This is a genomic window from Cohnella silvisoli, from assembly GCF_021190915.1.
Classification (GTDB): domain Bacteria; phylum Bacillota; class Bacilli; order Paenibacillales; family Paenibacillaceae; genus Cohnella; species Cohnella silvisoli.
In genome coordinates, this window is record NZ_JAIOAP010000004.1 from 259,689 (window position 1) to 278,027 (window position 18,339).

Annotated in this window: 17 protein-coding genes and 1 riboswitch; of the genes, 13 read left to right on the forward strand and 4 right to left on the reverse strand. The window is 49.8% G+C overall.

All coding sequences use genetic code 11. The features are described 5' to 3' along the window. Positions 1-31 precede the first annotated feature (31 nt). The 6 genes from K7P76_RS10350 (at position 32) to kimA (ending at position 6,966) form a co-directional block, all read left to right on the forward strand. Entirely contained in the window at positions 32-859 is an 828-nt protein-coding gene (locus tag K7P76_RS10350; protein ID WP_232185220.1) for an aldo/keto reductase, read from the forward strand. Positions 860-976: 117 nt separating this feature from the next. Next, positions 977-1,402 carry an RrF2 family transcriptional regulator gene (locus tag K7P76_RS10355; protein ID WP_232185221.1) on the forward strand — a complete coding sequence of 142 codons (426 nt, stop codon included), beginning with the start codon at positions 977-979 and terminating at the stop codon, positions 1,400-1,402. A gap of 103 nt (positions 1,403-1,505) precedes the next feature. Then, positions 1,506-1,817: a thioredoxin gene (gene trxA / locus K7P76_RS10360; protein ID WP_232185222.1), complete on the forward strand. Its 312-nt coding sequence runs from the start codon at positions 1,506-1,508 to the stop codon at positions 1,815-1,817. A gap of 158 nt (positions 1,818-1,975) precedes the next feature. Beyond that, positions 1,976-2,551: a TetR/AcrR family transcriptional regulator gene (locus tag K7P76_RS10365; protein ID WP_232185223.1), complete on the forward strand. Its 576-nt coding sequence runs from the start codon at positions 1,976-1,978 to the stop codon at positions 2,549-2,551. 86 nt (positions 2,552-2,637) lie between these two features. Next, complete coding sequence (locus K7P76_RS10370) at positions 2,638-4,659, forward strand: YhgE/Pip domain-containing protein (protein WP_232185224.1); 2,022 nt, start codon at positions 2,638-2,640, stop codon at positions 4,657-4,659. Positions 4,660-4,873: 214 nt separating this feature from the next. Beyond that, positions 4,874-5,034, forward strand: a riboswitch (cyclic di-AMP (ydaO/yuaA leader). A gap of 114 nt (positions 5,035-5,148) precedes the next feature. Then, complete coding sequence (gene kimA, locus K7P76_RS10375; protein WP_232185225.1) at positions 5,149-6,966, forward strand: potassium transporter KimA; 1,818 nt, start codon at positions 5,149-5,151, stop codon at positions 6,964-6,966. Between the two features lie 71 nt (positions 6,967-7,037). Here the strand turns inward: kimA and K7P76_RS10380 are convergent, their stop codons facing one another. Continuing rightward, entirely contained in the window at positions 7,038-7,784 is a 747-nt protein-coding gene (locus K7P76_RS10380; RefSeq protein WP_232185226.1) for a hypothetical protein, read from the reverse strand. A 259-nt stretch (positions 7,785-8,043) separates the two neighbouring features. Here K7P76_RS10380 and K7P76_RS10385 point away from each other — a divergent pair, with 259 nt between their 5' ends. Next, on the forward strand, positions 8,044-9,318 hold the full coding sequence (locus K7P76_RS10385) for a molybdopterin-dependent oxidoreductase (RefSeq protein ID WP_232185227.1): 1,275 nt from the start codon (positions 8,044-8,046) through the stop codon (positions 9,316-9,318). 114 nt (positions 9,319-9,432) lie between these two features. Here K7P76_RS10385 and K7P76_RS10390 read toward each other — a convergent pair whose 3' ends face one another. After that, entirely contained in the window at positions 9,433-9,576 is a 144-nt protein-coding gene (locus K7P76_RS10390; RefSeq protein ID WP_232185228.1) for a hypothetical protein, read from the reverse strand. Positions 9,577-9,701: 125 nt separating this feature from the next. On the opposite strand from K7P76_RS10390, the gene K7P76_RS10395 reads away from it, so the two are divergent. The 5 genes from K7P76_RS10395 to prmC all read left to right on the forward strand — a co-directional run bounded on the left by K7P76_RS10395 (position 9,702) and on the right by prmC (position 15,291). After that, positions 9,702-10,598 (forward strand): DUF6612 family protein, encoded by an 897-nt coding sequence (locus K7P76_RS10395; protein ID WP_232185229.1) that lies wholly within the window; start codon positions 9,702-9,704, stop codon positions 10,596-10,598. Between the two features lie 121 nt (positions 10,599-10,719). Continuing rightward, positions 10,720-11,820 carry a redox-regulated ATPase YchF gene (ychF, locus tag K7P76_RS10400; protein ID WP_232185230.1) on the forward strand — a complete coding sequence of 367 codons (1,101 nt, stop codon included), beginning with the start codon at positions 10,720-10,722 and terminating at the stop codon, positions 11,818-11,820. Between the two features lie 155 nt (positions 11,821-11,975). Further along, the gene (locus tag K7P76_RS10405; protein ID WP_232185231.1) at positions 11,976-13,100 is read left to right on the forward strand and encodes a stalk domain-containing protein; all 1,125 of its coding nucleotides are present in this window, start codon (positions 11,976-11,978) and stop codon (positions 13,098-13,100) included. A gap of 188 nt (positions 13,101-13,288) precedes the next feature. Further along, positions 13,289-14,362, forward strand: a complete 1,074-nt coding sequence (gene prfA / locus K7P76_RS10410) for a peptide chain release factor 1 (protein WP_232185232.1) — start codon at positions 13,289-13,291, stop codon at positions 14,360-14,362. 17 nt (positions 14,363-14,379) lie between these two features. After that, entirely contained in the window at positions 14,380-15,291 is a 912-nt protein-coding gene (prmC, locus tag K7P76_RS10415) for a peptide chain release factor N(5)-glutamine methyltransferase (protein ID WP_232185233.1), read from the forward strand. Between the two features lie 54 nt (positions 15,292-15,345). Here prmC and K7P76_RS10420 read toward each other — a convergent pair whose 3' ends face one another. Both K7P76_RS10420 and K7P76_RS10425 read right to left on the reverse strand, forming a co-directional pair. Continuing rightward, positions 15,346-15,903: a hypothetical protein gene (locus K7P76_RS10420; RefSeq protein ID WP_232185234.1), complete on the reverse strand. Its 558-nt coding sequence runs from the start codon at positions 15,901-15,903 to the stop codon at positions 15,346-15,348. A 126-nt stretch (positions 15,904-16,029) separates the two neighbouring features. Next, entirely contained in the window at positions 16,030-16,914 is an 885-nt protein-coding gene (locus K7P76_RS10425) for a LysR family transcriptional regulator (protein ID WP_232185235.1), read from the reverse strand. 139 nt (positions 16,915-17,053) lie between these two features. Here K7P76_RS10425 and thrC point away from each other — a divergent pair, with 139 nt between their 5' ends. Continuing rightward, positions 17,054-18,283: a threonine synthase gene (gene thrC, locus K7P76_RS10430; protein WP_373692369.1), complete on the forward strand. Its 1,230-nt coding sequence runs from the start codon at positions 17,054-17,056 to the stop codon at positions 18,281-18,283. Positions 18,284-18,339 lie beyond the last annotated feature (56 nt).

An 18,339-nucleotide genomic window follows, 5' to 3' on the forward strand; every position in this document is an offset into this window, starting at 1 on the left:
GCAAAATAGACCGACGAAGGAGGATTTGGAGATGTCTTTAACGATAAATTCGACGGTGGAGCTGCTGAACGGAATAGAAATGCCGTGCCTTGGTTTAGGCGTATGGCGTGCCAAGGATGGCCAAGAAACGGAAAATGCGGTATTAGCCGCATTGCAAGCAGGCTATCGCAGCATCGACACGGCTTCGATGTACCGCAACGAACAAGGTGTCGGCCGTGCGGTAAGGGCTTCGGGCATTCCGCGCGAGCAGATTTTCGTCACGACTAAAGTATGGAACGACGAGCAAGGCTTCGATAACACGCTTAAAGCTTTTCGTAACAGCCTTGATCGGCTGGAAATGGATTACGCCGATTTGTATTTGGTCCATTGGCCAGTCGTAGGAAAATACAAAGAAACTTACCGCGCGCTCGAGGAACTGTACGATCAAGGGCTTGTGCGAGCGATCGGCGTCAGCAACTTCAATATTCACCATCTCGAGGATTTGATGGGAAGCTGCCGGATTAAACCGATGGTCAACCAAGTGGAAATGCATCCCTTGCTTACGCAGAAGAAGCTGTTTGCCTTCTGCCGCAAGGAAGGGATTCAGCTCGAATCGTGGAGACCGCTTATGCAGGGCCGTTTAGACTTGCCGCTTATCCAGCAATTGGCGGCTAAGTACGGCAAAACTTCGGCTCAAATCGTCCTTAGATGGCATCTTCAGCTTGGCGTCGTGACCATTCCGAAGTCGACTCAGGAAGGGCGCATACGCGAGAATGCCGATTTGTTCGACTTCGAGTTGGAGCCTGAGGATATGAACCGGATCGACGGACTTAACGAAGATCAGCGCTTCGGTGCCGATCCGGATCATATTGATTTCTAGGCCATGGTACTCGGATAAAGGAGAACCGAGCTTGAAATAATACAAGATGGGGAGCCCCTTGACAACCTTAACTGTAACTGATATTATTACAGTACCACCAAGGAGGCGGCGCTCGTTATGAACAGTGAATTCATCATAGCTGTCCACAGCCTTGTACTCCTGGCGCATCGTCCTGACGGCATGGCGTCAAGCGAAGAAATCGCAACCAACGTGTGCACGAATCCGGTTCGCGTTCGCAAGGTCATGAGTTGCTTGCGCAAGAATGGATTTGTGGATACACGGGAAGGTTCCGGAGGCGGCTATAAGCTTTCGCAGGAACCGGGCGAGGTGACTTTGGCGGATGTTTATCGCGCTTTGACAGCGGGATCGCTTGCTCCAAGTTGGTGCAGCGGAGATCCGACATCGGATTGTTTGGTGGGCTCCAACATGGGGGACGTCATGAATTCCGTTTTCTGCGGAGCTGATCAGCAGTTGGAGACGTATTTCGAGTCGATTACCATCGGTCAGATGCTGTCTAGACTAACCGCCATGGCGAAAGCGTAAGCATCAAGTAAGTGATTGTACTTGGGGTGGAGCGGGTAGTTAGGATTACCCGATCATCATAGGGTTTAATACATTAGTTAAATTTGGATAGGAGAGATGTCACATGGCAGTCGTAGTCACGAAAGACAACTTCGCTGAAAATGTAGCGCAAGGAGTTTCCTTGCTGGATTTCTGGGCACCTTGGTGCGGACCTTGTAAAATGCAGCTTCCTATCGTTGAAGAGCTGTCCGAGGAATTGAAAGGCACGGCAACGATCGCGAAAGTTAACGTTGACGAAGAGCCCGAGCTCGCAAGCCAATTCGGAGTCATGAGCATTCCTACGCTGATTCTGTTCAAAGACGGACAGCCGGTTGATAAGCTCGTTGGACTGCAAAGCAAAGCTTCCCTGCAAGCGAAAATCCAAAACCAACTGTAAGAATAAAGTTGGACGTGGAACACCGCAAGCCTTCTTTATGAGGGTTTGCGGTGTTTTTTAATTCGTTGTTGCAAACGCTAATCGAACGTGATATGATCATTTTGACCGAATGACCAATAATGAATTTTAGTCACTTTGTATTGAAAGGAGATGCCTGAATGCTCATTGATCGAAGAAAACTGATCGTGGATGCGGCGTCGCAATCGTTCGCTTTGTTCGGATATAAGGCTACGACGATGGATCAAGTCGCTAAGCTTGCCAATGTCGGAAAAGGTACGATTTATACGTTTTTTTCCAATAAGGAAGAGTTGTTCGACGAAATCATGAACCGCCTGATTCAAGAGATGAAGCTGGTGGCGGACGAGGAGTATGATGCGGACCGGACTTTTTTCGATAACTTGAATCGCATACTGTATCAAATTCTCGATTTTCGGGAGAAACACCAACTCGCCATTAAGATGGCCCAAGAAGTCAGGGATATGGGGACGCCGAAAGCGATCGAAGGTCTGAACAAACTGGAAGGCGCGATCGTGTCCTACATCCAAGTTAAGATTCAGACGGCAATCGACAAGCAAGAGCTCAAGCCTTGCGACTCTGAAGTCACGGCATTCGTCATGCTCAAGCTGTATCTCGCATTGGCTTCGGAATGGCAGAAATCGCATGCTCCGCTTGAGAAGGAAAAAATTACCGAGCTGTTCCAACTTTACTTAATGAAGGGATTGGCCGTCGTGTAGATGGTTTTGCGGCGGCGTAACCATTCTTTTTATGAAATAAATTGACCAAATGAACAAAATAGTCATAACGTATAGGAGTGTTGATCATGAAAGGGTTCAAGCAGTTTGTTAAAGAAATGGCAGGGATTGGCCGCAACCCGAAAGTACTTATTCCGGTGCTGGCGGTACTCATGGTTCCGGTATTATACAGCGCGATGTTCCTCGGTGCCTTCTGGGATCCCTACGCCAAGCTGGATGACTTGCCGGTTGCCGTAGTCAATTCGGATCAAGGTACGGTATACGAAGGCAATTCCATGCATGTCGGCCAGGATTTCACGGAAAAGCTGAAGGAAGGCAGCAATTTCGAATATAGCTTTGTCAGCAAATCGCAGGCAGAGGAAGGCTTGAAAAATAATACGTATTACATGGCGATCGAGATCCCGGAGGATTTCTCGGCTAAGACGACGACTTTAACGTCCGAACAGCCAACTCCGGCCCAAATCGTATTCATGCCCAATGAAAGCTTCAACTTCTTGGCGGCGCAAATCGGAAATACGGCTATCGAGAAAATGAAGAACGAGCTGAGCAGAGAAGTGACGAAGGCCTATACGCACACTGTATTTGACCAGATTCAAACGTTGGCGGACGGCTTAAGCAAAGCTAGCGATGGTGCGAGCCAAATCGCCGTGGGCACCGACAGCGCTAAGAATGGCGCAGCGCTTATAGAAGCGAATCTGAACAAGCTGGCATCGGGTTCGCTTACCATGCAGAGCGGAATCACCAAGCTTGTGGATGGCGGCGGCAAGCTCGAGAAAGGCGTTAGCGAGCTGCAGCAAGGAGCGGGTTCTCTGGCTAGCGGATTATCGCAATTAACGGATGGCAGCGGCAAGCTTAAACAAGGTGCTGTACAGGCGAATATAGGCGCAACGAAGCTTGCCGACGGACTTGCGCAGTCAGCTGCGGGGGCCGATAAGTTGGAAGCAGGGGCAAAGGGGCTGGCAGGCGGGTTAGAGCAATATGCTAAAGCTCATCCAGAGCTTGCCGACGATGCGAGTTTTCAGCAATTGATAGCCGCGAGCAAACAGGTTGCAGGCGGGCTCAGCGCAGCCAAGCAAGGGCAAGACCAGCTCTCCGCAGGCGCGGCGCAGCTAAGCAAAGGCACGACTCAATTGGCGGGCGGACTTGAACAGTTCGGCGATAAGCTGAATACGGCAAGCGCAGGCGGCGCCAAGCTGGCGAAAGGCGCAGATCAGCTTCACGGCGGCGCAGCTCAACTGAATCAGGGACTAAGCAGTTTGTCGAAAGGCTTTAACGTCTTCGTAGACGGTTCCAGCAAACTGGATCAGGGCGCTCAGCAAATGACTCAAGGGTTAGTGACGTTGACAGACGGAACGGGAGAGTTATCCAGCAAGTTAACCGATGCAGCTCAGAAGACTTCCAATATTAAAGGCGGGGATTCGGTCATCGATATGTTCGCCAATCCTGTAGATCTGAATGTGGTCAAAACCAAGGAAGTACCTAACTATGGAACGGGTTTCGCCCCTTATTTCATCTCTCTTGGCCTGTTTGTAGGAGCTCTTCTTCTGACAATCGTGTATACGGTAAAAGAACCGGCAATTAAGCCGACAAGCGGCTGGAGTTGGTTTATCGGCAAACTGATGACGATGGTGTTCATCGGTACCGTGCAAGCGATCATAGCCGACCTCGTATTGCTATACGGGCTTGGACTTGAAGTGCAAAGCATGCCGTTGTTCATTCTTTTCAGCATCATTACGAGCATAACGTTCATGGCTTTGATTCAATTTTTGGTAACGGTGCTTCAGCATCCGGGACGGTTTATCGCTATCGTTATCTTGATCTTCCAATTAACCAGCTCCGCGGGTACGTTCCCGTTGGAATTGATTCCGAGCTGGCTGCAAAATGCGAGCGCATGGCTGCCGATGACGTATTCGGTCGCTGGGCTGAAAGCCGTCATCTCAAGCGGCGATTACTCCTTCATGTGGGATAACGTATGGATTTTGCTAGGTTATATCGCACTCTTCGCCGCAATGACTCTCACTTACTTCGTAGTGGCCTATCGTAGAGAGTTTGGGGGAAAACACAGCCAAGACCATACGGTTGCGGTTTAAGAATATCGTCATCATCACATTACCGCTCCTCCAAAGCAGACGACTCTGCTGGAGGGGCGGTTTTGTCATTTGCAATAGCTTGAAGAAGCAGCGCGAGGATAATCAAAGAATAAGGCATATGTAAACGTAACCAAAGAGCTTCTACCGCCTAATTTGACTTGTTTTTTTCTGAATCGAGGTTTTACAGTTCAAAACGTCCGAGAGTATGATGAGTGAGTTCATATCGCTGAGTTTCCGAACTGGGAAAACGGGGGAACCGAGCGCGGCGCTAAGTTAAAGCATCGCATGGGGTGAATCTTCAATTGATTTTGAAGTAGGGCGACTCTCGCCGTCCGAATCCGACAGCTAACCTCGTAAGCGTTGAAGGGAGAGGTGTAAGATGGATGTATTTACATGCGTCCGCAGAGGCCTGTTCTTTGCGGTTTTTTGTTGTTCGCGAGAGATAATACGTACGATAACTGATCTGGACTCGGGGAGCGACAAGTTCATATGGTAAGCAGAATCAAACGTTTTCTAATCGGTAAGCCCATGAAATCGACAGACATCGAAGAAGAGAAGCTGGGAAAGCTGAAAGCGCTAGCGGTGTTATCTTCGGATGCCTTATCTTCCGTTGCCTATGGAACGGAACAAATCCTACTCGTGCTCGTTGCGGTTGGTTTTGCGGCAGTATGGTATTCCATTCCGATTTCAATTGCCGTACTTGGGTTGCTTGCCATTCTTATTCTTTCTTATCGTCAAACGATATTCGCTTATCCTTCCGGCGGCGGCGCTTATATCGTCGCCAAGAATAACCTAGGAACGACTACGGGGTTAATGGCCGGCGGATCGCTGCTCGTCGATTACATCCTAACCGTAGCCGTTAGCTCCTCGGCCGGGACGGACGCTATCACCTCCGCGTTCCCGTCGCTGCATGATTATCGCGTCATCATCTCGTTAGTGATGATCGCCTTCTTGACGATATTGAATTTACGTGGAGTTACAGAATCCGCGTCGATACTTGCAGTTCCCGTATATTTGTTCGTTATCGCGATCTTCATCCTCATCATTGGCGGATTGGTAAAATTCGTTACTACCGGCTTTCATGGGAGCGTACCGGAGTTGGGGACGGCTGTCAACAATATCAGCTTGTTTATCTTGCTGAAAGCATTTAGTTCCGGCTGCTCCGCTCTTACGGGAGTGGAAGCTGTCTCTAACGCGATTCCGAATTTCAAGAAACCTGCCGAACATAATGCCGCGGCAACGCTCGTCATGATGGGCGTCATCTTGGGAAGCATGTTTATTGGTATCAGCTTTCTAGCGTACGGATTCGGGATCGCGCCTGATCCTAAGGTTACTGTCGTCTCACAGATCGCCGAGGCTACATTCGGTCGCGGAGCGGTGTATTACATCATACAGATCGTAACGGCCTTGATATTGTTCCTGGCGGCGAACACGGCTTATGCCGCTTTCCCGCTGCTCGCCTTTATGTTGGCGAAGGATAAGTTCATGCCTCATATGTTCAAGGTGCGTGGAGATCGCTTGGGTTTCTCAAACGGCATTATTATGCTCGGCGTATTGTCAGCCGTTCTTATCACAGCGTTCCAAGGGGATACGGAGAAGCTCATTCCGTTGTATGCCATCGGGGTATTCATCCCGTTCACTTTATCTCAGCTTGGCATGATGGTTCGCTGGATCAAGCTGAGGCCGCCCGGATGGACAGCCAAGCTGATCGTGAACACCATTGGAATGATTACGACGCTCACGATTTCGCTTATTTTTATTTTCACGAAATTCCATCAGGTGTGGATGGTGTTTATCTTCCTTCCGATCGTCATGTTCGTTTTCATGCGGATTTACCGGCATTATACGAACATCGCCGACGAGCTGCGGATTAATATCGAACGGGATAAACCGCAGATGAAAGGGAGCACCATCGTAATTCCCGTAGCGGGCGTCACACGCGTTGTGCTGAATTCCATCAGTTACGCGAAGTCGTTGTCCGATAACATCGTGGCGGTATACATCGGTTTTGATGACGAAGAGATTCAGAAAATGGAGGAGAAATGGGAGCAATGGAATCCGGGCGTCCGGCTCATCGTGCTTCGTTCCCGCTATCGGAGCGTCATGAAGCCGCTCATTCGCTTTATCGAAACGGTAGAATGGAAAACCGCGGAAACCGACCATATTACCGTGCTCATTCCTCAATTCATCACGAAGCATTGGTGGGAAAATATTTTGCACAATCAAACGAGTTTGCTCATTCGGGCTTATCTGTATAACCAGAAGGACGTCGTCATTGCGACGGTTCCTTATCGCCTTCATCGTTAGATAGTTGGATAGCACTAAAAAAGGTTGAGCAGGGGGATATCCCTTGCTCAACCTTTTTTAGTGTGAAGACCTTACGTTGTCCATTGGCCATGTACGATCGCGACGAGCTTCCAGTCGTCCGCGGCGCCGGGAACGAAGACGAGTACGAGGCTCTGCCAATCCATTCCGCCCAGTTCCTTGTCGAAGCCCGGGAAATGATACTCGACGTAGGAGGCGTTCGGATAAACCTCTTTGCCGTTAAATTCGACATTACCCGTCCCGACGATTTTGTTGACATTCACGTTGGGTGCGTCCGCGTAATCCTGATTATATACGAATTTCTCGTAATAATCCCGGAACGATAGCTCGATCGCTTCTCCGCTGCCGTCCGCGGTTCCCCACTTGAGCTTGGTCGCATCCTTAAAAGCAGGGAGTTTATCCGCTTTGAAAACAAGGTCGGTATCCTTATTGATATGCGAATACGGAGAAAACCTTAGTCCTTGCTCCGGGTCAATCCATTGGGCGAGGGACTTTAAGTCTCTTTCGCGGAGATATTCGATGACTTCTTGGGCGGCAGCCTTCAATTGAGCTTGCGGTACTTTGGACGTATCCGTCTCTTTTGTTATGGATGGGTTACTCTCTGAGGGCGATGCCGAAGCTTCGTTGCTAGTTGTAGCGGTGACGGTCGGCTCAATCCCTTGGGACGAAGCGACGGGCGATTGGGATTCGGGAACAGCATTCGGAACATCGGTTGTTCCGCCATTATTGGAGTTGGCTCCGCAGCCAGCCAATATTAGAGCGAGAAGAGCCGCAATGAGAAGCGGGTACATTCTGCGCATTATTCATACCTCCTAGCAGTTAAGTAATCAGTTAGACGCAGAAGATGCCGAGATGTTCCGGTGGAAAATGCTGTGGGATAAGATTTAGTTAGCAGCGGAATGCCGTAGCTGTACTCTTATTTCCTTGTGTGGGATAACGTGGAAAGTTTAGGGTGATAAAGGGGCACTTTTATTACTTTTATTACGGCACCCCTTAGGGGCGGCCTTGCTTATGCTATAATTTGGTTATGTGGATTCATCTCGAATAAGGGGGGCAAGCATGAGTAAACGCAAACCGGGATTTGGCAAACAGTTGGCGGAATTGCACCGTTGGAACGGATGGATCGTACTCATTCTGGCGATTACCGGGCTGCTGTTGTCGTGGGAAACGGTACGCGGCTGGTTGAGTGGCCATTTTCGCAATCCCGTTAAACAACTCCATATTATTCTCGGTATCCTTTCCGGCGTACTGATCTTTCTGTATCTCCCGCTGATGAAACGCCACCTAAAACAAATTAGGCAACGGCCGAAGCAAAAAGGCAATCTAAGCTTCGTTATGGTGCTGCTCATAGGTTGGCTTCTTTCCGGCATCGTGCTGTGGCAAATCCGTAAATTTCCTCCGGAGTGGGCGAACGGCGCGCTTATCGTTCATGATCTGCTAACTTGGGCTGGGGTTCCGTATATTATTTATCATTCCGTTACACGTATTAAATGGATGAAGAAGCCTGAACGAAGAGCGATTAAAACAACGGATGCTATAGACGATCCAATAACCCAAGCGCCTTCGGTGGCAGCTCACACTAAGGTGCCTTATTCCGAGCCGACCCCATGGATCAATCGCCGCCAGTTTCTAAGATGGTCTTTGGGGGCCGCGTTGACGGTCGCGATTGCGCCGTCCTTCTTTCGGTGGTTAACGACAGCGACCGGAGGGACGATATCTACTGCGCCTGGGGGAATGAAGGACGTATCGGATGCCGCGAACGGGATGCTTCCCAATCCAACGCCATTGCCGGATTCGGTAAATGTCGTCGGTGGCGGGGCGAAAGGTTATTTTCGCGTGTATACGGTGACGCCGTTGCCCACTTTCGATTCCAAGACTTGGAGCTTTACGATTAACGGTTTGGTCGATAAGCCGGCGACGTGGAATTGGGAGCAGTTTCTCGCGTTGAGTCGCACCGTGCAGGTGAGTGATTTCCACTGCGTAACAGGGTGGTCGGTGTACAAAAACACTTGGGAAGGCATACCCCTCTCGGCATTGCTGAAGCAAGCCGGGTTGAAATCCAATGCGAAATTCGTCAAGTTTTACTCCGGCGATGGAGTTTATACGGATACGCTGACTTTAGAGCAAGCGAACATGGATGACGTGATGGTCGCCGTGCTGCATGACGGAAAGCCGATTCATCGGGACTACGGAGGTCCAGTGAGACTGATCGTTCCGAAAATGTACGCTTATAAGTCGGTGAAGTGGCTTGACCGGATCGAGTTGATCGATAAGGATCATATCGGTTACTGGGAAGAAAGAGGTTACGATACGGATGCATGGGTTAATACTTAATTCTATGCTTTGTTGTTCTCGACATCGGGGTATGTTAACGTAGAGGAACGGATTCCTAGGTTTTTCTGAACGCACAAGCGGCTCAGCCCTCAGGGCTGAGCCGCTTGTGCGTTGTTAATCCGTTTCCTTCTTGATCGTCGGAACGGGAGCGACGGACTTGGTTCTCTCCAGCGTATCGTTGACGTACGCCATGTCTTGGTTCCGAGCTTTCATATTCGTCGTTCCTTTGTAATTGCCTTTATGCGATTTATTTTCCACGGGATTCCCTCCTCCCTCTGACGATCGAACGCGGCACAGGCTTCGCTTGATCGATCGCATCCTTTAGACGACATCGACATTGTGCGCAATCCTCTTCAACGTTATCCGCAAGGAGGTTATTCATCATGAATTTCTTGAAAGCATATCGAAGCCGCCTTCGTACGTATTTGACATTGGTTGTTGTCGTGATTCTAATATTCCTTACAGCATGCCAGGCAAGTAAACCGTCCGCTTCATCACCTGCAGCTCTCTCTCCAACTCCTTCCGAAGTTTCGGCAGAGGACAATGCATTGGAGTGGTTAACGAAGGCCAAGGCGGCCGCCCGGAAAATGAATAAATACGGGTTCGAGTTGCAAATGAATCAGGAGCTTGGCGGCGGAGCTAATGATAAGAATCATTCCAAAGTGGAAATTACGATGCAAGGCCGCGTGGAACGAACTCCGCTTAAGTTGGATCAGACGATAAAGAGCAATATCGATGGAGAGGAATCGACCTTGCGTATGATACTTGTCCCAGATGCCAATTACATGTATCTTCCCGAATTCGAGGAATGGAGCAAGCTATCCAAAGAAGTCGCCGACGAGAATGTGAAGACGCTGTCTGATTTCCAGGTTAATCCGGAGCAAGCGCTCCAAGAAATTCAAGCACTGGGCAGCCCGCTGACCGCCGAACGGAGCGGACAAGTCGTAACTATTCGTTATGACGGCGTTAGTCCGGAAGCGACCACTTTCGTCGCGGGAATATTGGAAAGTACGATGGGGCTGTCGGGCATGGGGGCCGATATTCAGAAGAGTCTTGCCATCCAGAAGCTCAAAGTAGCTTTAACCGTGGATGCTGAGCGATATTGGCCGCTCTCCTACCGAATTGAATCGGATATGACGATTGAATTTGAGCCCGGGAACAAATCCGCCGTTACCCAGACGCTTGCCGGCACTTACAGCAAACCTAATCTTTCCGCCGCGGTAACCGTTCCTAAAGAAGCCCAGCAGGCGATAGATCCCGATAAAATCAATGAGCAGTGACGACTAGATATGGACGTTGCCTCGTAGTTCCGTTATAATGGCGTGAGAATTGAACAGCTTGACGATCGGCCCTGGCGAAGCCTGCGGACAGCGATCGCAAGGAGTCAGGAGTGTTAGAACAATGGCACTGTCGTGCGGAATTGTCGGGCTTCCCAACGTGGGAAAGTCGACCTTATTTAATGCAATTACACAAGCGGGAGCGGAAATGGCTAACTATCCATTCTGCACGATCGATCCGAATGTCGGAGTCGTCGAAGTGCCGGATGAGCGTTTGCAGAAGCTCGCCGATATCGTTAATCCGAACCGGATCGTGCCTACGGCATTTGAGTTCGTAGACATCGCCGGCCTTGTGAAAGGCGCTAGCCGCGGAGAGGGCTTGGGCAATAAGTTCCTTGCCAACATCCGCGAAGTCGATGCGATCGTCCATGTCGTGCGTTGTTTTCAAGACGAGAACATCACCCATGTTTCGGGCAAGATCGATCCGATTAACGACATCGAAGTCATCAATTTGGAATTAATCCTAACGGATATCGATTCGGTCGAGAAACGGATGGAGCGCACGCGCAAAGGGCTTAAAGGCGGCGATAAGAAAGTTGCCGAGGAACTTGAGGTTCTCGAGCGCATGCATGCAGCCCTAACAGCAGAGAAACCGGCTAGAAGCGTAGAGCTTACTAATGAAGAGAAGCTGCTTGTTCGCGACCTTCATCTGCTGACGATCAAGCCTGTGTTATACGCTGCCAACGTTAGCGAGAGCGAAGCGGCAAATGCGGATAGCAATCCTTACGTGCAGAAGGTTCGCGAGTTCGCGGCTGCGGAAGGCTCGGAAGTTGTTTCCATTAGCGCGAAGGTGGAATCGGAGATCGCCGAGCTTGAAGGCGAGGATAAAGAGCTGTTCTTCGAAGAACTGGGTTTGACCGAGTCCGGTCTTGACCGTTTGATCCGCGCTTCGTATAAGCTGCTCGGCTTATACACTTATTTTACGGCGGGCGTGCAGGAAGTTCGGGCTTGGACGATTCGCAAAGGAACGAAAGCGCCGCAGGCTGCGGCAGTTATTCATACCGATTTCGAGCGGGGCTTCATTCGCGCCGAAGTCGTTTCCTATGAGGATTTAACCAGCACCGGGTCCATGAAAGCCGCCAAGGAAAAAGGATTAACGCGCCTTGAAGGCAAAGAGTACATCGTAGCTGACGGAGACGTCATGCATTTCTTGTTTAACGTATAATATCGATTTGCTGAAGCGGCTTAGTGGGGGTTACTCCTGCTGAGTCGTTTTTTTGTTAAAATATTCTAATGTAACCTTTCCGAGCTTATATGCGTCTTAGACACTGACAACCAGGCAAACAACAATAACGCTATAAGCGAAGGGAGAAACAAAACATGCAGAAGAAAAAACTATTGATCCTCGTAACGGCAGTCGGACTACTTGGAACAACTGCCGCGGTAAGCGCAGGCGGTTTGATAAGCAAGGTCAACGGGGTATTGCATAATGAAATCGCGGTTTCCGTCAACGGCACGGATACAACACTGCACCCCGTATACATTAACGGCAAAGCTTATTTGCCGGCACGCGACACGGCAGCGGCACTTGGCTATAACTTGAACTGGAATACCGCCGGCAAAGAAATTGAGCTTACGGGCCAGAAGGAAGAAGCGGAGAAATACATTCAGTCGATGGGTGTAGTCGTGAGCGTAAATCCTTTGGAAAAAGACGGTGCCTACCGGATCGAGCTGCTCGGCAAAGGGGAATACAGCTGGATTATTCTCATCGCGGACAAAGATACGATATTGACGGATGAGAGCGGTCAAGCGTTTGCCGTTAAAGACCTTAAAGTAGGCACGAGGATTACGGCCGAGTTCGGTCCGATGGTTGCGATGAGTTTCCCGGGCCAGTCCCATGCGCACAAAATCGTCGTAGGCAGCGAAAGCCTGGTTAAAGAAGACGTAATCCAATCGATCGAGAAAACCGACGATGGCTGGCAAGTACGCTTCGGCGAGACGAAAGACGGGGTAGCAACTCCGACGCTTGTATTAAATGCCGGCAAAGAAACGAGCGTGTTAACTTCGCAAGGCGAATCGGTTGATTTTGCCAGCTTGAAGGCCGGCACTAAAGTTACCGCTTACTATGGCCCGATCATGACGAAGAGCATTCCGCCGCAAAGCCCGCTTCATTATCTCGTCGTATCCGCGCCTATAGCTGGGAAATTAGCTCCGGCAGCCGCTCAGGAATATCGCGAGTTGGCTTGGAGCAACGTACCGGAAAGCGAGAAATCCCACTTGACGACTAAGAAAGACGAGGCTCAAGTATCGATTATCGAATCGAAGAACGCAGCCATTATAGCCGTAACGGATGCGCAGAAGAAAAAGCTGGCTGAAATTCAGGCCGTGAACGGTCCCCTTATCGAAGTCAGATACAGCACCGATCAAGACGCGCTTCTTGGGCCTTTGACGATGGCATTCGATCCGGATACGAAAATGCTCGTCGGGTTTTTCCAACGGATGTAGATAGACGCAGTAAAACGTAAAATCGAGTTAAAGAAGTAGGCGATTCCTGCAAGCGGTGCAGGGATCGCCTCTTTGCCATTAATTCCATTCCCGCACGAATGAGCCTTAATGTGGTATAATAATTCATAGTATGTCTTGCCGAATGAATGTGAACGAAGGCCCACAAGGGTAACGGAGGATGAGGAAAAGTGTTAGACCGTCTGCAAATACTTGCGGATCGATATGAGAAGCTTAACGAATTGCTTAGCGATCCCGACGTGGTGAACGACTCGACGCGGCTGCGTACTTACGCCAAGGAGCAATCCGGGCTTGAGGAAGCTTACCGCGCTTATGAAGAATACAAGCTTGTGCTAACCCAACTGCAGGATGCCAAAGTCATGCAGGAAGATAAATTGGACGACGAAATGCGCGAGATGGTGAAGATGGAGATCGAAGAACTCGATAACCGTCGGACCGAGCTTGAGGAGAGGATCCGTTTTCTGCTGTTGCCTAAGGACCCTAACGACGGTAAAAATGTTGTCGTGGAAATCCGCGGCGCGGCAGGCGGAGAAGAGGCAAACTTATTCGCTGCTGAGTTATATCGGATGTATGCGAAGTATGCGGATAGCCAAGGCTGGCGCACCGAGATGTTGGAATCCAGCGTCAGCGATCTCGGCGGATTCAAAGAGGTTATCTTCTCGATTAGCGGGCAAGAAGCTTTCCGGAAGATGAAATACGAAAGCGGGGCTCACCGAGTTCAGCGGGTTCCCGAGACGGAGTCGGGCGGACGTATTCATACGTCGACTTCAACGGTCGTAGTTATGCCGGAAGCGGAAGAACTGGATATCGTTATTCATGACAAAGATATCCGCGTAGATACGTTCTGCTCCAGCGGCGCAGGCGGTCAGTCCGTTAATACGACCAAGTCTGCCGTTCGCGTAACTCATGTACCGACGGGGATCGTGGCCACCTGTCAGGATGGCAAGTCCCAGAACGACAACAAGGATAAAGCTCTTCAAGTGTTGAGGACGCGGATCATGGATGTGAAGCGCCAGGAAGAGGAAGCGAAGTATTCGGGTGAACGCCGGGAGAAGGTCGGTACCGGAGATCGCAGCGAACGCATCCGGACCTATAACTTCCCGCAAAGCCGCGTCACCGATCATCGTATCGGATTGACCCTTCACCGTCTGGAATATGTACTGAATGGCGATATGGAAGAGATCGTTAAAGCGTTGTCGCTTGCCGAACAAGCGGAAATATTGGAACGCGAGCAAATGAAATAAGCAAGGAGGCGCTTGGCGTGAGCCTGGAACACGAACTTAAGCCTCTGGCGTTAGGCAGTGCTTGGCGTCAGGGCGCGAACAGCTTGCGGCAAGCCGGAGTAGAGGAAGCGGACGCGGATGCGGAGCTTCTTCTTCTTTATTTGCTGGGAATAAGCAAGACGGAGCTGCTGCGAGATTGGCGCGATCCGTTCCCGAAGGCGAAGCTGGAAGCTTGGAACGGGCTCTTGGAGCGCAAAAGGGCAGGGGAGCCCGTGCAATATATAATCGGGGAGCAGTATTTTCACGGTCGAGCGTTCGAGGTTACGGCTTCGGTGCTCATACCGCGTCCGGAAACCGAATTATTGGCAGAAGCCGTGCTGGAAATCGCGGATCGATTATGGCCTGCACCGAAAGGGATAAAGCCCACCGTGCTCGACGTAGGCACAGGGAGCGGAATCCTCGCCATTACGCTGGCCGCCGAACGGTCTGAATGGCGGGTTGCTGCATCCGACTTGTCGGTCGATGCGCTCGAAGTTGCGCGTCGTAATGCTGAACGTAATGGAGTAGGGGATCGCATTGCCTTCATTCAGGGTGATTTACTAACCCCGTTTCTCATGGGCGGTACGATTGGTGATCAATTGAAGATTGATATACTAGTATCCAACCCCCCGTATATCCCTTCCTCGGATATTCCCGGCCTGCAGCGCGAGGTGCGTGATCACGAGCCTCATTTAGCGTTGGATGGCGGCGAGGATGGGTTGAATCCTTATCGAATGATGGCAAGCCAATTAAGGAGATTGCCACATCTCCCGCGAGTTGTCGCATGGGAAGTTGGAGCGGGACAAGCCGAAGAGGTCTCTAACCTCCTTCGTGCCTCCGCGATGTGGAATGAGATTCGTTTCGTTAATGATTACGCGGGCATTGACAGACATGTTCTTGCTATAAGATAAAAAAGAAGACCGCTATGTCCGGGAAACGGATTGCGCGGTCTTCTTTGTATAGGTTTAGATCGGCTTTACGAGACGATTCCTTGCTGTTTGCTCCAGAAGCGTCATGGCAATCTCGCCTAATAAAAGCTCGTGCCTTTCATGCATCAGCCTGGATTCGGTTACGTCTTCCTTGATCTGGCCGACCCAATCGATTGTAGTATCAATCCGTTGTTCCAAGCGTTCTGTTCGAGCTTCCATTTTTGTTAGTCTAACGTCTAACTTACGTACGTCTTCCTTCAGAATTTGTACGTCTTCTTTAAGGATTTGTACATCTTGCTTAAGGACTTGCACGTCTTCTTTAAGGACCTGCACGTCTTCTTTAAGGACTTGCACATCTTGCTTAAGGACTTGCACATCTTGCTTAAGGACTTGCACATCGTCTTTAAGGATTCGTACATCTTCTTTAAGAACATGTACGTCATCCTTAAGTCCTCGCACATCATCCTTCAATATGCGAATATCCGTTTTCATTTCAGCCATGTCTACCTGCATAATGTTTACGGTGCCTTGCAGCGATATTACGGCATCTAGAATCTTATGCATGATTGGCTCTTCCATAATCTGCTCTTCCATACTTTGGCCCCCTCGCCCGTGTCAATGATTGCTTTCGATTGACCGGTGCTTCCGGATCTTAATTGTATGGTAGCATAGGGTAGAATTGGACGTCTATACCCATTTCTTACATGAACAGTATAAGCTTTAAAGGCCTGCGGGAACGAAATCTAAAAACCGTCTAGCTTGAGCCGGCAAAGCCTCTTTTCTCTGGTGAAGGGAGATGGGATTAGTTAATCGTACGTCTTTTACGTAAATCCTTCGAAGATCGCCACGCTCTACCTCTTCACGAGCCTCCAGCGCCGATAGAAAGGCAACCCCATAGCCTTCCGATACTACGCGGATCAACTCGCTAAAACCATTCAACTGCAAACCGACCTTCGGCAACTCTAATCGATGGAGTTGGCACATGGCTAACAATTGTTCTCTGGAGTAACTGCCCTTTTCCCGGAATGCAATGGGTTCTTTTATCACTTCTGCCAATAAAGTTTCTTGGGACGCGAGCCTATGATTTTTATGGATGACAAACCACATTTCGTCTTCAATCCATTGCTTACTGTCAAGCGAAGGGTGTGATTGCCGGGCCCCGCCAATGAACGCGATATCCGCCTCGTAGCGGAGTAGAAGGTTAATGGCATTGGCGGAGCTTGTTGTCGTAAATTGGACTTCGACATTGGGATAATGCTGCTTATATTTGGCAATCGATGCGGGCAGCAAGAAATTTGCGGGAAGATAGGTGGCTGCAATGAGCAACCTACCCGCATTTCCTTGAATATAATCGTCGATAGTCTGCTCGATATTCCGTTCCAGCGCAAATAATCTCCCTGCTTCCGCCGCCAACCTCTTTCCGGCCTCCGTAAGAAGAATGCCTCTACCTAGAGGAGACAATAATGGCAGACCAAGCTCGCGCTCCAATTTCTTGATCTGCGATGTTACTGCTGGCTGGCTAATATTTAATTGATCGGCTGCTTTCGTTACGCTTCCTTGCTCCGCTACGTGATGGAATAGCCTAAGCGCATGCAAATTCAACATAGTACGTTCAACCTCATCATTCATATTTATTAATTATGATTACTTAATAATTATATATTATATTTATAATTTAATATCCCTTATTCTAAGCTTGTAGACCGGTTGCGGGCAACCCTTATAACGGAAAGCAGGGATGCAATTGAAATTCATTTGTTGTGATTGTCATGTCGGGCAAGCCGGGTTCGATTACCGATGTTCATGCGGAGGTTTATTGGAGGTTGTTCATGATTTTAAGCATTTGGACGCCGATCATCTGAAAATATTATTTCATCACAGGTTATCGGATCGGATGAATCCGTATGCGAGCGGGGTGTGGCGGTACAAAGAGCTTATTTATCCGGAGTTACCGGAGAGCGACATCATAACGAAGTATGAGGGCAATACGGGTCTCTACGCTTCCAATCTCATTCAACAATCGCTGGGCATCCGCAAGGTTTGGTTGAAGGCGCAAAGCGAGAATCCCAGTGGGTCATTCAAGGATAACGGGATGACGGTCGCCGTATCTCATGGTCGTTCTCTCGGGTATAGGCGATTTACGTGCACATCGACAGGCAATACTTCTTCTTCACTGGCGATGTATGCCGCGCTTGGCGAATGCAATTCGTATGTGCTCGTTCCTAATGAACAAATCTCAATCAATAAAGTGCTTCAAACAATGGCTTACGGTGCCAAAGTTATCGGCTTCGACGGGACCTACGACGACGGAATCCGCTTTTACGAGAAGCATGGAAGAGAGCTTGGAATGTATATTTGCAATTCGGTAAATCCTCTCCGCATAGAAGGGCAGAAAAGTATCATTTATGAAATCGCCCAAGGATTGAATTGGGAAATGCCCGATTGGATCGTCATCCCCGGGGGAGCATTAAGCAACTTATCAGCACTAGGAAAAGGCTTGAACGATCTTAGACAACTAGGTCTGATTAATAAAATACCTCGAGTGGCGTTAATTCAGGCGGAGGGTGCGAGTCCCTTTCATCGCATGATATCAAGAGGCGAGAGCGAAATAGTGCCTATTCCCCGACCATCGACGATAGCTTCCGCCTTAAACATAGGCAATCCGCCGAGTTGGAGGAAAGCCCGCCAAGTTATGAAGCAAACGGAAGGGATTACCTGCTCCGTCTCGGACGAGGAGATTATGGAGGCGAAAACTCTCATAGACAGGAGCGGGATCGGATGCGAACCGGCATCTGCGGCGACGGTTGCGGGATTGCGGAAACTGCTGGCTGAGAAAAGAATCGATAAGAACGAAACCGCGGTGTGCATACTCACGGGGAATTTGCTGAAGGATACCGATGTTCTTCGAGAATATCAAATGAGTCGGCTATTATATGCGGATCTAACCCTCGAATCCGTGGGGAAATGGCTGTGAGGACCCCAAAAAAACGCAACTTGCCACCCGTTCGAGGGCAAGTTGCGGCTTCCTAT